At 59.7% G+C, this 14,007-nt stretch carries 12 protein-coding genes; 4 read left to right on the forward strand and 8 right to left on the reverse strand.

Features of this window, described 5'->3' with window-relative positions:
* Nucleotides 1-34: 34 nt before the first annotated feature.
* Nucleotides 35-2,305 (reverse strand): catalase/peroxidase HPI, encoded by a 2,271-nt coding sequence (gene katG, locus ACVHNU_RS08395; protein WP_473019428.1) that lies wholly within the window; start codon nucleotides 2,303-2,305, stop codon nucleotides 35-37.
* A gap of 336 nt (nucleotides 2,306-2,641) precedes the next feature.
* Here katG and ACVHNU_RS08400 point away from each other — a divergent pair, with 336 nt between their 5' ends.
* Both ACVHNU_RS08400 and ACVHNU_RS08405 read left to right on the forward strand, forming a co-directional pair.
* Nucleotides 2,642-4,678 (forward strand): TonB-dependent receptor, encoded by a 2,037-nt coding sequence (locus ACVHNU_RS08400; protein WP_473019429.1) that lies wholly within the window; start codon nucleotides 2,642-2,644, stop codon nucleotides 4,676-4,678.
* Nucleotides 4,679-5,086: 408 nt separating this feature from the next.
* The gene (locus tag ACVHNU_RS08405; RefSeq protein WP_473019430.1) at nucleotides 5,087-5,515 is read left to right on the forward strand and encodes a hypothetical protein; all 429 of its coding nucleotides are present in this window, start codon (nucleotides 5,087-5,089) and stop codon (nucleotides 5,513-5,515) included.
* A 42-nt stretch (nucleotides 5,516-5,557) separates the two neighbouring features.
* On the opposite strand, the gene ACVHNU_RS08410 is transcribed toward ACVHNU_RS08405, so the two are convergent.
* The 3 genes from ACVHNU_RS08410 to ACVHNU_RS08420 all read right to left on the reverse strand — a co-directional run bounded on the left by ACVHNU_RS08410 (nucleotide 5,558) and on the right by ACVHNU_RS08420 (nucleotide 8,666).
* Nucleotides 5,558-7,768 (reverse strand): LTA synthase family protein, encoded by a 2,211-nt coding sequence (locus ACVHNU_RS08410; RefSeq protein ID WP_473019431.1) that lies wholly within the window; start codon nucleotides 7,766-7,768, stop codon nucleotides 5,558-5,560.
* A 329-nt stretch (nucleotides 7,769-8,097) separates the two neighbouring features.
* Nucleotides 8,098-8,295, reverse strand: coding sequence for a helix-turn-helix transcriptional regulator (locus tag ACVHNU_RS08415; RefSeq protein WP_098968294.1), 198 nt, complete (start codon nucleotides 8,293-8,295; stop codon nucleotides 8,098-8,100).
* Nucleotides 8,292-8,666, reverse strand: a complete 375-nt coding sequence (locus ACVHNU_RS08420; RefSeq protein WP_473019432.1) for a hypothetical protein — start codon at nucleotides 8,664-8,666, stop codon at nucleotides 8,292-8,294. The genes ACVHNU_RS08415 and ACVHNU_RS08420 overlap by 4 nt, the downstream gene beginning before the upstream one ends.
* A gap of 183 nt (nucleotides 8,667-8,849) precedes the next feature.
* On the opposite strand from ACVHNU_RS08420, the gene ACVHNU_RS08425 reads away from it, so the two are divergent.
* Nucleotides 8,850-9,341, forward strand: a complete 492-nt coding sequence (locus ACVHNU_RS08425; RefSeq protein WP_473019433.1) for a hypothetical protein — start codon at nucleotides 8,850-8,852, stop codon at nucleotides 9,339-9,341.
* 22 nt (nucleotides 9,342-9,363) lie between these two features.
* Nucleotides 9,364-9,984 (forward strand): hypothetical protein, encoded by a 621-nt coding sequence (locus ACVHNU_RS08430; RefSeq protein WP_473019434.1) that lies wholly within the window; start codon nucleotides 9,364-9,366, stop codon nucleotides 9,982-9,984.
* Nucleotides 9,985-10,049: 65 nt separating this feature from the next.
* Here ACVHNU_RS08430 and ACVHNU_RS08435 read toward each other — a convergent pair whose 3' ends face one another.
* The 4 genes from ACVHNU_RS08435 to ACVHNU_RS08450 all read right to left on the reverse strand — a co-directional run bounded on the left by ACVHNU_RS08435 (nucleotide 10,050) and on the right by ACVHNU_RS08450 (nucleotide 13,576).
* Nucleotides 10,050-10,529: a copper chaperone PCu(A)C gene (locus tag ACVHNU_RS08435; RefSeq protein ID WP_473019435.1), complete on the reverse strand. Its 480-nt coding sequence runs from the start codon at nucleotides 10,527-10,529 to the stop codon at nucleotides 10,050-10,052.
* Nucleotides 10,529-11,134: an SCO family protein gene (locus ACVHNU_RS08440; RefSeq protein WP_473019436.1), complete on the reverse strand. Its 606-nt coding sequence runs from the start codon at nucleotides 11,132-11,134 to the stop codon at nucleotides 10,529-10,531. The genes ACVHNU_RS08435 and ACVHNU_RS08440 overlap by 1 nt, the downstream gene beginning before the upstream one ends.
* A 156-nt stretch (nucleotides 11,135-11,290) precedes the next feature.
* The gene (locus ACVHNU_RS08445) at nucleotides 11,291-12,697 is read right to left on the reverse strand and encodes an efflux transporter outer membrane subunit (protein ID WP_473019437.1); all 1,407 of its coding nucleotides are present in this window, start codon (nucleotides 12,695-12,697) and stop codon (nucleotides 11,291-11,293) included.
* A gap of 84 nt (nucleotides 12,698-12,781) precedes the next feature.
* Nucleotides 12,782-13,576 carry a helix-turn-helix transcriptional regulator gene (locus tag ACVHNU_RS08450; protein WP_103485032.1) on the reverse strand — a complete coding sequence of 265 codons (795 nt, stop codon included), beginning with the start codon at nucleotides 13,574-13,576 and terminating at the stop codon, nucleotides 12,782-12,784.
* Between the last annotated feature and the right edge of the window lie 431 nt (nucleotides 13,577-14,007).

Below are 14,007 nucleotides of genomic sequence, written 5' to 3' on the forward strand. Positions count from 1 at the left end.
CGCAGCGTGCCGCAGCTCCTACAGGGTTATTGCGTTATTTCAGATCAAATCGATCCAGATCCATCACCTTGGCCCACGCCGCCACGAAGTCTTTGACGAACTGTTCCTTCGCGTCAGAACTCGCATACACCTCGGCCAGCGCACGCAGGATCGCGTTGGAACCAAACACCAGATCAACCCGCGTCGCCGTCCACTTCACGCTGCCGGTTTTACGGTCGCGTCCTTCGAACTCGTCCGCTGCCGGTGAGGTCGGCTTCCACTCCACGCCCATGTCCAGCAGGTTGGTGAAGAAGTCGTTGCTCAGCGTTTCAGTGCGCGAGGTGAACACACCATGCCGGCTCTGCCCGACGTTGGCCCCGAGTACGCGCAGACCACCGACCAGAACGGTCATTTCCGGCGCGGAGAGGGTCAGCAGTTGCGCCTTGTCGATCAGCAGCGCTTCGGCGGAAACGGTGTATTTACCCTTGCTGTAGTTACGGAAACCATCGGCAATCGGTTCGAGGAAACCAAACGACTCGACGTCGGTTTGCTCCTGAGTCGCATCGGTGCGGCCTGGATTGAACGGCACAGAAACCGAGTGTCCGGCGTTTTTCGCCGCTTGTTCGACCCCGGCGTTACCCGCCAGCACGATCAGGTCCGCCAGTGAAACTTTCTTGCCGGATGAGCCGGCGTTGAACTCGTTCTGAATGCCCTCAAGGGTCTTCAGCACCTTGTCCAGTTGCTCCGGCTGGTTGGCCTGCCAGAATTTCTGCGGGGCCAGACGCAGACGGCCGCCGTTGGCTCCGCCACGTTTATCGGAACCACGGAAGGTCGATGCGGCGGCCCACGCCGTCGAAACCAGTTCCGAGACGGAAAGCCCCGACGCTAGCACTTTGCTTTTCAGCGCCGCCGCATCGTTGCTGTCGATCAGCGGGTGAGTGGCTTCAGGAATCGGGTCTTGCCACAGCAGTTCTTCGTTGGGCAGTTCCGGGCCGAGGTAGCGCGACAGCGGACCCATGTCACGGTGGATCAGCTTGTACCAGGCGCGGGCGAAGGCGTCCGCCAGTTGATCCGGGTTGGCCAGGAAACGTCGGGCGATCGGCTCGTAGATCGGGTCGAAGCGCAGCGCCAGGTCGGAGGTGAGCATGGTCGGCGAGAGCTTTTTGCTCGGATCGTGCGCATGGGGAACGGTGCTGGCCCCGGCGCCGTTTTTCGGTTTCCATTGGTGCGCACCGGCCGGGCTTTTGAACAGTTCCCACTCGAAACCGAACAGGTTTTCCAGGTAGTTGTTGCTCCACTGGGTCGGGGTGGTGGTCCAGGTCACTTCCAGGCCGCTGGTGATGGTGTCGGCGCCTTTGCCGGTACCGAATGCGTTGCGCCAGCCAAGACCTTGTTCTTCCAGGCCGGCCGCTTCCGGCTCAGGCCCGACATTGTCGGCAGGGCCGGCACCGTGGGTCTTGCCGAAAGCGTGACCGCCAGCGATCAGCGCTACGGTTTCTTCGTCGTTCATGGCCATGCGGCCAAAGGTTTCGCGGATATCGCGACCTGAAGCCACCGGATCCGGGTTGCCCTCGGGGCCTTCCGGGTTCACGTAAATCAGGCCCATCTGCACCGCGGCGAGCGGGTTCTCAAGATTGCGTTCGCCCTGATCGGTGCGGCTTTCCTCTTTGCCGTGCAGGTCCGGTTCGGCCACCAGCGTGCCGTCACCGGGTTCCTGCATGGCGGATTTGTCCTTGCCGTAGCGGCTGTCGCCACCGAGCCATTCGTGTTCCGAACCCCAATAAACGTCCTCGTCCGGTTCCCACACATCGGGACGTCCGCCGGAGAAGCCGAAAGTCTTGAAGCCCATGGATTCCAGCGCGACGTTGCCGGTGAGTACGATCAGGTCAGCCCAGGAAATATTGCGACCGTATTTCTGTTTGATCGGCCATAGCAGTCGGCGGGCTTTGTCGAGGCTGACGTTGTCCGGCCAGCTGTTGAGCGGGGCGAAACGCTGTTGCCCGGAGCCGGCGCCTCCGCGGCCATCGGCGGTGCGATAGGTGCCGGCGCTGTGCCAGGCCATGCGGATGAACAGCGGGCCATAGTGGCCGAAGTCGGCGGGCCACCAGTCCTGGGAGTCGGTCATCAGCGCGCGCAGGTCTTGTTTCAGGGCCTGGAAGTCCAGGCTCTGGAAGGCTTTGGCGTAGTCGAAGTCCTTGCCCAGCGGATCGGACTTGGGCGAGTGCTGGCTGAGGATCTTCAGGTTCAGTTGATTCGGCCACCAGTCACGGTTCGTCGTACCACCACCGGCGGCGTGGTTGAACGGGCATTTCGATTCGTTTGCCATGTTCGAGTCCTTATCAGGTCTTGTACGGCCGGCTCGTGCCGACTTCGGAGTAGTAAGGCTAGACCCGACTCGGGCAACCAGCTAATAGGCCGACTATTGGAGGCTGATAGGCGCAGTCTTTCAGCGTCTTTGAGCTATTGCACAGGCGGCCTGATTCCCTGAATCAGGCCTGAAATCCGCGTGCTTGAGCGCTTGCTGCAAAACGAATTGGAAGAATCGTGATGACAGAAAGAAATGTTATTGTATAACATAAAAAAGATTTCATTCTGTTTCTGCCGGTATTGTTTGCAACACGCCGGCAACGATCCTCACTTTTCTGCTCACGGAAGTTTTGAAATGCCTGCCCGTTCCCAACCCCTTCAACGACGCCTGACTCCGCTGGCTGCCGCGCTGCTGATCGCCTCACCGGTGTTCGCCGTCGAGCCGCTCGAGTTGCAACCGCAAGTCATCACCGGCAACCCTTTGGGCAGCCAGACTCTGGCATCGCCCTCGACCGTCCTCAGCGGCGACGACCTTACGTTTCAACAGAAAGGCAGCCTCGGCGAGACCCTGACCAAGCAGCCCGGCGTGTCCTCGTCGTACTTCGGCCCCGGCGCGAGTCGGCCGATCATTCGCGGTCAGGACGGTGATCGCATTCGCATCTTGCGTAACGGTGTCGGCGCGCTGGACGCCTCGTCGCTGTCGTACGACCACGCGGTGCCACTGGACCCGGTCAACCTCGAGCGCATTGAAATCGTCCGTGGCCCGGCAGCGTTGCTTTATGGCGGCAGTGCGATTGGCGGGGTGGTCAACACCTTCGATAACCGCATCCCCACCGAAGCCATCGACGGCATCCACGGGGCCGGCGAGTTGCGTTATGGTGGCGCCGACACCACCCGCAGCAGCGCCGGGAAACTGGAGGCCGGCAACGGTCAGTTCGCCTTGCACCTGGACGCCAGCGCCCGTGAGTTCAATGACCTGAAGATTCCCGGCTACGCCAAGACCGGCGCGGCACGCGCCAACGACGACGGCGATTCGCGCAAGCATCGGCTGGCCAACAGCGACGGCCGTCAGGATGGCGGCGCCGTCGGCGGTTCCTACACTTGGGATGACGGCTACGCCGGTCTGTCCTACAGCAATTACGATTCGAACTACGGCTCGCCCGCCGAAGACGACGTGCGCATCCGCATGCAGCAGGAGCATTACGCATTCGCCTCGGAAATGCGCAATCTCGACGGGCCGTTCAGCTCGATCAAGCTCGACGCCGGCTACACCGATTACCAGCACCGGGAAATCGAGGGCGGCGAGGTTGGTACCACGTTCAAAAACAAGGGTTACGAAGCACGGGTCGAGGCCCGGCATCAGCCGCTGGGACCGTTTAACGGGGTGATCGGCGCCCAGGTCAGCCGCAACGAATTCTCGGCGCTGGGCGAAGAAGCCTTTGTGCCGCACACCAATACCGACGCCGGCGCACTGTTCATTCTGGAAGAGTTGCAAGCCACCGAGCGCCTGCTGTTCACCCTCGGCGGGCGACTGGAGCACACCACGGTCGACCCGGACGCCAAAGGCAACGAGCGCTTCGCCAATGCCGACCGCTCCAGCCGTTTCACCGCCGGCAGCCTGTCGTCCGGCGCGGTCTACACGCTGACGCCGATCTGGTCGGTCGCCGCGACACTCGGCTACACCGAGCGTGCACCGACCTTCTATGAGCTGTACGCCAACGGCGCCCATGTCGCGACCGGCACCTATGAAGTCGGCGATGCCGGGCTGTCGAAAGAAAAAGCCGTGTCCAGCGACCTCGCATTACGCTTTGACAACGGCACGCACAAGGGCAGTGTCGGCGTGTTCTACAGCCACTTCTCCAACTACATCGGCTTGCTCGGCACTGGCCGCACACTGAATGACGAAGGCGAAGAGGACGCCGGCGGGATTCCCGAATACACCTACTCGGGCGTGCGTGCACGTTTCAGCGGCATCGAGGCGCAGGATCGCTGGACGCTTGGCGAAAATGCCTACGGCAAATTCGCGCTGGAGCTGTCGGGCGATTACACCCGCGCCAAGAATCTCGACAATGGCCAGGATCTGCCGCGCATTGCGCCGTTGCGCTTGAACAGCGGTTTGCTGTGGGAACTGGATCGCTGGCAGGCGCGGATCGATGTCGAACACGCCAGCTCGCAGCATCGCGTACCGGCCAACGAAAGCAGCACCGATGGCTACACCACGCTGGGGGCGAATGTGGGGTATCACTTCGATGTCGGCCAGAGCAAATGGCTGGCCTTTGTCAACGCCGAGAACCTGACCAACCAGACCGTGCGTTACGCCAGTTCGATCCTGCGCGATATTGCACCGGCAGAAGGGCGCAGCATTCAGGTGGGGTTGCGTACGACGTTCTGATTAGTTGACCTGTTAACACTTCCCCCTGTAGGAGCTGCCGCAGGCTGCGATCTATTGATCTTGATCTTGAAAAAACAAAATCAAAAGATCGCAGCCTGCGGCAGCTCCTACACGGGGGGCATCAGCTCGATTGCGCAGTGTCATCATCCGGCAGCGCATCCAGCGGATTTTCCTGCCCCGGCAACTCGGTAATCACACTGAAATCCGTGACCTTGACCGCACCCAGTCCATTAACGGCTCATACATTGTCGGAAACCGGTTTGATACTGCAGTTAATTCTTTTGATTTTCAGACTTTTTATTTCGAATTCAGCTAATAACCTGTCAGTTATGACAGTAGCAGCCGGGTTGTTTGAGGCATAGCTTTGCAGGCGCAGGCAACCGCCTTCAAACGACTCGGAGCATCGACATGCAAAATTTAAATAAATCAGAAGAGCAAATTTTCAACCTGATTAATAAAAATCACCATCAATATGAAGGCACGTTTAGGGCTAGCGTTGATGGAGAAGAGTTCATGTTCGCGGATAAGAACGTGCTTTTTCATAAGGCAGGGGAAGAATATTTCATTATTGGGTCTGATGATGAAAACAAAAACTCCGTAGCCTTCTGTGTTCCATGGGCTATAAAAGAAGGCCCGCACAAGGTGAGGTGGTACAAGGGTGGTCTGGTTTGGAGCGTTAGTAAGGACGGCGTTTTTCACGAGATTCAACAAGGGGAAGCAACTGTGACGTTCTTGCAAAGAGGCGAATATAAATACGGTGTTAAAGGTGAAATCGATTTTGATTTGCCTCAAGTAGGGAAAATAACAGGTAAATTTGACATTAAGCTTCGTGAGTAAACGTAAAGGGACGGATCCAACCAGTCCGTCCCTTTCCTGATTTCAACTCGATTGCGCAGTGTCATCATCCGGCAGCGCATCCAGCGGATCTTCCTGCCCCGGCAACTCGGTGATCACGCTGAAATCCGTGACCTCCACCGCGCCCAGTCCATAGCCCAGCAAGTGGAACGAAAAGGCCTTGCGCGGTTGCGGGTTGTCGAAGCTGAAATCCATCTCCAGCGGCTGATCGGCCGTGGCAACCATCTCGGTCGGCAGCCCCAGTTGCACGTCCTGTTCGAACTCCTTGGCCTTGAGCTGAATGTACGCCGCCTGCTGCGGATCCACCGAGCGCACGGTCAGGCGCACGCGGGTGTGCGAGCCCTTGGGCATTTCCAGGTATTGCGCACCGATCAGGTTGTCGGCCCAGTCATCGTTGATCTGCGCCTGCAGCGGGATCACGTTGTTGCTGCCGAACTGGTAACGCTGATTGAGCGGGGTGCGCAGCAGCGACAGGTCCAGCGCCATGGCCCGCGCGGCTATCTGTCGGGCCTGCTGGCTGCTTTCGGTGCCCTTGAAGGTGGCGCGCTCGGCAATGAAACCGGCGCTTTCGTAATAGCGACAACGGCGCGGCATGTCGCACTCGGAAAAGATTCCCTGGCCGTTGTGGTAGCGCAGTTTGCCGTTGGTGTAGGACATGATCTCGCGCCCGCTGTCGTAATCGCGAAACAGCGAACGGCCGCTCAGCGCCGACGGCACCGGCAGATCGAAATAGTCGAGGATCGACGCGCTCAGATCGACATGACCGTACACCCCGGCATTCAGTCGCGGCAGTTGCTCGTGTTCCGGCGCCAGGGTCAGGTTGAAGCCCCAAGACGACGCCAGACGCACGCCGTCAATGCCGTGGGATTCGTCCGAGGTGATCACCACCAGCGTGTCCTTGAGCACGCCCTGGCGTTCGAGACCGCTTAGGAACTGCTCCAGAGCATCGTCGAGGTAACCGACGGCAGCCTGCTTCGGCGTCTCGTAGCGCGCCAGATATTCTTCCGGTGCGGAGTAGGGCTGGTGGGTGCCGACGGTCAGCAGAGTGAGCATCCAAGGTTTTTTCTGCTTCTTCAATTGACCAACGTAATCCAGCGCGCCTTCGAAGAACGCCTTGTCATCCTTGCCCCACGGGAATTCCAGATAGTTGGCGTTGGTGAACCATTCCAGACCATGGGTCGCATCGAAACCGATGTGCGGCATGATCTTGTCTTTGGCCATGAAACGCAGACCGGCGCCTTGCAGATAGTGAGTGCTGAAGCCGTTCTGCCGCAGTTGCGCCGGCAGGCAGGCCTGATTGCGCTCCTGCTGGGTGAGCATTTCAACGCCTTTGGGCGTGCCGTTGTTGAGCTTGTCGTAATCGCCACAAAGCATGGCGTACAGGCCGCGAATGGTCTGGTGCGTATGCAGCACGTAATCCGGGGTGTTCATGCCACGCTCGGCCCAGCGGCTGAGGTTGGGCATCAGGTCTTCCTGATAGTGGCTGCCGATGGCCTCGCGATTGGCGCGGATGTAAGCGCCGGGAATGCCTTCCAGAGTGATGATCAGCACGTTGCGCGCCTGACCCGGCGCGGCCAGCAGCTTGTGGCCGTTGAGATCCAGATCCGTCAGCCCGGCCATCTGCGGCACGGCGGGTTCGACGTCACCGTCCAGCCATTCCTCGGCCTGCAACTGCAGATCGGCCACTTGCGAGGCGAGCAATTGATGCGGCAGGTTGTACATGCGCCATGGATCTTCTTCGCTCGGCCACTGGTTTTGCACGGCCCAATGCGCGGCGAACAGCAGCGCCGGTGCGGCCCACACGGCGCGGGGCAGGGCAGCAGCGGGTTGCGCGCGATTGACGAAACGCGTCAGCAACCAGAGCAGCAGCGCCAGCAGCAGGGCAACCCCCAGCGCCGGATGGGCGAAACCGCCACCGGTGGAGTTTTCCACGAACTGCGGGTCAATCAGGTAATGCAGGTCGGTAGGATTCGGCAGCCGGCCGACAGCACTGACCAACTCGGCTGTCGCCACCGCCAGCAACCCCCAGAACAGCAGCAACGGCAACGCCAGCCACCACGCGCGACGATGCAGCAACACCACCAACAAACTGCCAATGGCCAGGTCGGACAAATAGCCCAGGGGCGACGACCAGCCCAGCGCCGCGCGCAGGCACACCGGCACGATCAGCACCAGCAGAATCAAGGAAAACAGGCGGGCATGCGGCTGCCGCAACCAACGCAAAAGAACGCTCACAAAAAAGACCTTCCAGCCATCAAACCGTCATAAAAGTGTGCGCGATGATACCAAGGGTGGGCTGTCTGATCGCCCTTTTAAACACACGGCTGATCTGCTCTCGCAAGCGCGGTAAAGGGCCTGAAGCCATGACCGGCGTTCGTGTCAGCCCGATAGCGGCGAATGGGCGCGCTGCTGTCGACGGCAGATTTATTGTTTCAGGCTGTTTAAGGAAGTCGCCCGCACTGTATGAAAGCCACACCACGACGGCAGCTGGAATCGAAGAAGCGCATGGCGATGCCGGCAGCTGACAACTCTGAGGCATCGCCCACCGTCAGCCAATTCGGCGATCAGTCCAAACCGTCGTCGAAGATGCTTTCAATCGGTAACTCGAACGCCCGGGCAATCTGAAACGCCAGTGGCAGGCTAGGGTCATAACGCTCGTTTTCGATTGCGTTGATCGTCTGGCGCGACACCTTGAGGCGTTCAGCCAGATCGACCTGCGACCAGTTGCGCTCGGCGCGGAGTGCCTTGAGGCGATTTTTCATTGGTAGCGACGTCGCGCGATTTGCAGGCCGAGAATCCACATGGCGCCCATCACGGGCCACACGCAAGTCCACGGTATGTGTGGGGCGCCGACGTTTTCCAGAAAACCGTAACTGAAGGTCAGCAGCGCCGAGGCGGCGAAGGCAAATCCCAGCGCTTCAAACTGTATACGCAGATGCATTTCGTCCATGCGCCGCATGTTGCGTACGATGCTCCAGCACATCAATCCTGCCGGGATAATCGGTGTCAGCGCGACGGCTGAACGCAGAATCATGTTGGCATCCGTCAGGTATTGCGTAGCGATCACTGAGGTCGTCAACACCAGCATATAGAGGATCAACGCCGCGCCCATTTCAAGGTAGTAACGGTTCATTCTTCAACTTCCTATGTAAAAGACCCTTTACATACTTGCTAAAATTTTTCCTTATGTAAAGCAAGCTTTCCATAAACCTCGACCGGGTTGTTTCTGGACAGCCTAATGGCCACTAAGTAGCATTCGAGCCCAACGGACTTTCCCTCTGCACGTCGTCCGACGTGGAATGCTCAAGGAATCGACATGCGCGACACCCCTCAAGGCGAACAACGAACGGTCGTGACCTTGGTCAACGGCGAGATTCATCACGAAACCCAGATCAGTTTCAGTTCGGTGTCGGTCGTCAATGGCGAAGTTCGGGTGCATACCGCTGAAGGCAATCAAATAAATGTCCAGGTACCGGGTGCGGACTTCTCATTGCGCTTTGATCTGGATGGGGTGCAGCAGATGCCGCTGGCGCAGCAGACGCCGGTTGAAACGGTGCCCGTCGATGACAGCCTGAAGCTGTTCACCTGGAAATCCGTGCTGATCACCCTCGGGCTGTGGATCGTTGTCGGCTCGGTTGCAGGCTGGCCGGGGTTCTTCATTGCCGCCGGGTACTTCGGCTATCACTGGCGTCAGGTGGCAAAGCGCAAGAAATCGCTGGCACAGGCGCCAGTGGATCAAGCCGTGCCGCGGTCCAGCTCGGGGATGTCCCGAGAAAGTGTGCGTGACGCATTGGCTCGAAAGCGTTGAAGACGACATGTCAGGAATAGCCATGCAAGCGTTCACAAGTGGAAAGGTCGTCATCGAGTTCGGTGATTTCAGAGGAACGATGGTTCGCCATGAACGGTTTTTGATGCCTGCCGGCGAGTATCAGGATCGGTATTGGGTCAGGACTGCACAGGGTGATCTGCCGCTGGATCTGTTCAACAAGCATCTGCCGGTCAAGCGGGGCGAAGAGATCTCGGTGCTCTACGGTTGCCTGCCGGGTGGCGAACGCAAGAGCGCGGTCTGTGTGTTCAACCACTGCGAGGGTCGGCTCACGCCGCTGTCGGAGGGGAAAATGCTTCACGAAGAATTCATTCATCGCATCCCGGTCAGCCTCCCGTATGTTGCCTGCCTGGCGACCTCGGCAGTGGCGGGGGCGTTCTTCAACTGGTGGGGCGCGCCGGCGGGATTGGTCGTCTACTACCTGCTGAAGGCCGAGAGCGCCAAACGCAAAATGCTTCTGGTCAGTGGTCTGGACCTGCACCTGGAAAAGTTGAGCAAGCGCTATCTGCGTCAAGCATCGCGGGGCAGGATCAAGCGGTTGCTGGCGCGAAATCCTCGAATGACTGCACCGTTGGATTTGAACAAGCAGGACAGTGATTCGCTGGCGATTGCGCGAGACGCGTAACGCGCAAAAAAAGGGGCGACCTGATCATCGATCAGGCCGCCCCTTTTTATTGCCGCCAAGTCAGATCAATGCATCTTGCTGTGATCGTGACCTTCCATATGCGTCAGCGCACGGACTTCAGCTTTGACTTCGACGGTTTCTTTCTCGCCCTTGGCGTTTTCCACGGTCAGGGTCAGCGGCACGCTTTCGCCTTCCTTGAGCTGGCCGGTCAGGCCCATCAGCATTACGTGGTAGCCGTTCGGGTCGAAGGTGACCGCTTTGCCGGCCGGCAGGTCGACCGATTTGACCGGGCCCATGCTCATCACGTCGTTCTTCATCGACATTTCGTGGATCTGCACATCTTTGGCCACCGGCGAGGCAACGCTCAGCAGTTTGCTGTCGCTGTCCGCGGTGACGGTCATGAACGCGCCGCTGGCCGATTGGGTCGGCACGGTCGCACGCACCCAGGCGTCGTCGACCTTGGTCTGAGCGCTAGCCTGAAAAGCCAGGCCCAGCAGGGACACAGCGAAAACGGCGCGTTTGATGTTGTTCAAAACGGGGTGCATCAGCAGACCTCCATAACAGTGAGCAAATCTTCCGTGCACTCTTGTGCCGAAAGCGATACAGACAGACCCATGCGCAGCTGGCCGCGCGAGTCGTAGACGTAACTGGTGGACGTGTGGGAGATGGTGTAGGTGTCGCCCGCCGGCACTTTCTCGAAGAACACGTCGAATTCCTTGGCGGTGGCCTGGGTTTCTTCCAGCGTGCCGTACAGTGCGACGAAGCTCGGGTCGAAGGCTTTGACGTAGGCGTCGAGGATCTGCGGCGTGTCGCGTTCCGGGTCAAGGGTGATGAAGATCACTTGCAGACGGTCGCCGTCCTTGCCCATCAGTTTCTTGATTTGCGCGGCGCGGGCGAGGGTGGTCGGGCACACCGCCGGGCATTGGGTGAAGCCGAAGAAGATCATCGGCATCATCCCGCGAAAGCTCGACAGCGTCATGGTTTCGCCGTCGGTGTTCTTCAGCCTGAAGGTGCGTCCGAGGATCTTGTCACTCAGGTCCTTGCCGTACTTGTACGACAGTTGGCCACGGGTGTCGCAGCCGGCGAGCAGGCCCAGGCCCAGCACGCCCATTCCCGCAAGCACCTTGCGGCGAGTCAACAAAGCCGTCATCTAATACCGCCTTTTGCAGCCCGTCAGTCGGCAGGACTGGCGGGGGGTTAACCGTAAAAGCGGCGCATGATACCAAACTGAAGGCAGACCCCGGCCACGGATCGCCGCGCGGCGCAGGATCGGGCGACAAAAGGTGTAAGAAAAAGTGACGAGTGACTACTGAACACTCGCCTCATCGGCCCGCCAGCCGCCGCCCAGCGCGGTGTACAGATTGACCTCGGCCACCAGTTGCGCCAGCCGGTCAGTGATCAGACCCTGTTGCGAACTGAACAGTGAACGTTGCGCATCGAGAAACACCAGACTGCTGTCGACGCCATTCTGATAACGGTGCTGTGCCAGGTTGTAGTAGTCCTGAGTGGCCTGCACCAGATCGCGCTGCGCCTGCAATTGCTGCTGATAGGTGCTGCGCGCCGCCAGGCCGTCAGCGACTTCCTGAAACGCGGTTTGAATCGATTTCTCGTATTCGGCAACCGCCACGTCTTTCTGCAACTTCGAGTAATCCAGACTCGCGCGCAGGCTGCCTGCATTGAAAATCGGCAGGTTGATTTGTGGTTGGAAAGTCCAGCCCCCCGATCCGCCGCTGAACAGTCCGGAGAGGTCGCGGCTGGAAGTGCCGGCGCTGGCGGTCAGGCTGACGCTGGGGAAAAACGCCGCCCGCGCCGCGCCGATATTGGCGTTGGCCGCCTTCAGTTTGTACTCGGCCTGAAGAATGTCCGGGCGTCGCTGCAGCAGATCCGACGGCAACCCGGCCGGCAGTTGTTGCACCAGATCGCTGGACAGTGGCCGCGCCGGCAGTTTCTCGGGGACCTGAGCACCGACCAGCAGTGTCAGGCTGTTCAGATCCTGCGCCACCTGGCGTTTATAACGCGCCAGATTGGCCCGCGAACTGTCGACGCTGGTTTGCGCCTGCGCCTGTTCCAGCGCCGAGGACTTGCCAGCGTCACGGTTGCGCGTGGTCAGGCGCAGGCTTTGCTCATCGGCGGCCAGGGTCTGGCGGCTCAGCTCGAGCAGCTCCTGATCGGCGCGCCAGGTCAGGTAGGCGTTGGCGACGTTGGCCACCAGACTCAGCTCGGCACTGCGCCGCGCCTGCTCGGTCGCCAGCCAGGTTTGCAACGCCTGCTCACTGAGGCTGCGCACCCGGCCGAAAAAATCCAGTTCATAGGCACTGACGCCCAGATTCACCGCGTAAGTGGAATTGATCAGCGCTTTGCCGCGGGTCACGCTAGGCGGCATGCGCTGGCGCGATTCGCTGGCAGTGGCCGACACCGCCGGCAGCAAATCGGCACGCTGAATCCGGTACTGCGCCTGGAACGCTTCGACGTTCAGCGCCGCCACCCGCAGATCGCGATTGTTGACCAGCGCGCTTTCAATCAACTGTTGCAGCGCCGGGTCGTTGAACAGTGTGCGCCAGTCCTCAGTGCGCGGTGCAGTCTGTGTCGGTGCCGGGTAAACGGTGCCTTGCGGATACTGCGCAGCGCTCGGTGAGGCAGGGCGCTGGTACTCGGGAATCAACGAACAACCGGCCAGCAGGACGGCGAGGGACAGCAGGGAAATGCGCAACATCGAACGCTCTCATGCAGAAAAAAAACGTGCCGGGGACTGAGTCCCCACACCACTATCGAACACCGCTGAACCATGACCTCGCGGTTACGCGCCGGCCATCCAGCGCGCCAGCCCGTGCCGTCCGCTGACCCCGAGTTTGGCGGTCGCCCGTTTGAGATAGGTCTCGATCGAACTGCTCTTGACCCGCAGCTTCTCGGCCAGTTGCGGCACGGTGCCGCCGGTCAGCAGGCCCAGGCAGACTTCTTTTTCTCGCGCTGACAGCACGATGCCGCCCAGCGCCAGGCGCTCATCCAGCATTTGTTGTAACGGCGCCTGCTCCAGATCGGCCAACGGTGGGCGCGGCTGTTTGGCGATGATTTGCCGACTGAGGTGCGCGTGCCGTTCAATCAGCGGCAGCAGGGTGTCGGACAGACTTTTGAGAAACGACAGCTCCGGCAGGGAAAACACCCGTTGCGTATGCGGTCGGTAGAACGAGATGACACAGCGACGGTTGGAGGTGCGGGACACCAGATTGCACTGGTGGACGCTGTGCTGCGGATGTCGTGGTTGAAGTGATGCTTTGAGTTGAATCAGCAGGGAATCATTCATCTCGATCATCTTCTGCAACAACGGATGATCGTCCGGACTCTTCAACGGGTCCGGTGGCGGGAAGGTCTGGGGCAGGCCGGCGCTGCCCAGCGCCTTGATCTCGACCACGCTGGCCTGGCGCTCGTCGAGGATCCACTCGCTGAGGTCGACGCGATTGACCGGCACCAGGGTGTCGACCAACTGGAACATATTGCTGGCGAAAAGATCGTCGCCCGTGCTGGCAATCAGTTCCCCCAGTTGCCAGTAGAAATGCGGGTTTTCCATGTTGCGAATGCTGCCGGTCAGATTCATATCCTTGTCATCCCTGGTTCCGAGTCATCACCGAGTCGTCCGCTGTTTATGCAAAAGCCGCCCACGCAATCGTCCCTCCTTGAAACTGATCTGGGGCGGGATTTAAGCCTATGGATTTGTCCTACGTCTGTAGGGGAAAACAGGGACACAAAGTGCCATCATTTCTGAAACTTGGCGCCGGGCTTCTGACGCCATTTGGTACAGATGTCGTGCGCTGTCTGACTGTTTGGTCACGGAAAAGCCTTGAAAACCGGGACATTTACGTTGCTGTGAGGTAACTGAGAGGGCCGATGGCAGCGCTGATGTGTGGCATTTTTCCTACAAGTTTTTCAGTGTTTCCTGTCCGAACTTTTAGATAGTTCCCGCCCAGTCAGGGTCAACAAGCACTGACAGGCCCGCGCACGGGGTGGGGTTGTCCGGGTTTCACGTGT

Source organism: Pseudomonas sp. Ors-4-3C, from assembly GCF_055755035.1.

What these genes read in the sequence shown, in the direction of transcription:
- ACVHNU_RS08445 (WP_473019437.1), bottom strand. Translation starts at nt 12,697, where the DNA reads ATGTTGCGCATTTCCCTGCTGTCCCTCGCCGTCCTGCTGGCCGGTTGT.
- katG (WP_473019428.1), bottom strand. Translation starts at nt 2,305, where the DNA reads ATGGCAAACGAATCGAAATGCCCGTTCAACCACGCCGCCGGTGGTGGT.
- ACVHNU_RS08405 (WP_473019430.1), top strand. Translation starts at nt 5,087, where the DNA reads ATGCAAAATTTAAATAAATCAGAAGAGCAAATTTTCAACCTGATTAAT.
- ACVHNU_RS08450 (WP_103485032.1), bottom strand. Translation starts at nt 13,576, where the DNA reads ATGAATCTGACCGGCAGCATTCGCAACATGGAAAACCCGCATTTCTAC.
- ACVHNU_RS08415 (WP_098968294.1), bottom strand. Translation starts at nt 8,295, where the DNA reads ATGAAAAATCGCCTCAAGGCACTCCGCGCCGAGCGCAACTGGTCGCAG.
- ACVHNU_RS08435 (WP_473019435.1), bottom strand. Translation starts at nt 10,529, where the DNA reads ATGCACCCCGTTTTGAACAACATCAAACGCGCCGTTTTCGCTGTGTCC.
- ACVHNU_RS08420 (WP_473019432.1), bottom strand. Translation starts at nt 8,666, where the DNA reads ATGAACCGTTACTACCTTGAAATGGGCGCGGCGTTGATCCTCTATATG.
- ACVHNU_RS08440 (WP_473019436.1), bottom strand. Translation starts at nt 11,134, where the DNA reads ATGACGGCTTTGTTGACTCGCCGCAAGGTGCTTGCGGGAATGGGCGTG.
- ACVHNU_RS08430 (WP_473019434.1), top strand. Translation starts at nt 9,364, where the DNA reads ATGCAAGCGTTCACAAGTGGAAAGGTCGTCATCGAGTTCGGTGATTTC.
- ACVHNU_RS08400 (WP_473019429.1), top strand. Translation starts at nt 2,642, where the DNA reads ATGCCTGCCCGTTCCCAACCCCTTCAACGACGCCTGACTCCGCTGGCT.
- ACVHNU_RS08425 (WP_473019433.1), top strand. Translation starts at nt 8,850, where the DNA reads ATGCGCGACACCCCTCAAGGCGAACAACGAACGGTCGTGACCTTGGTC.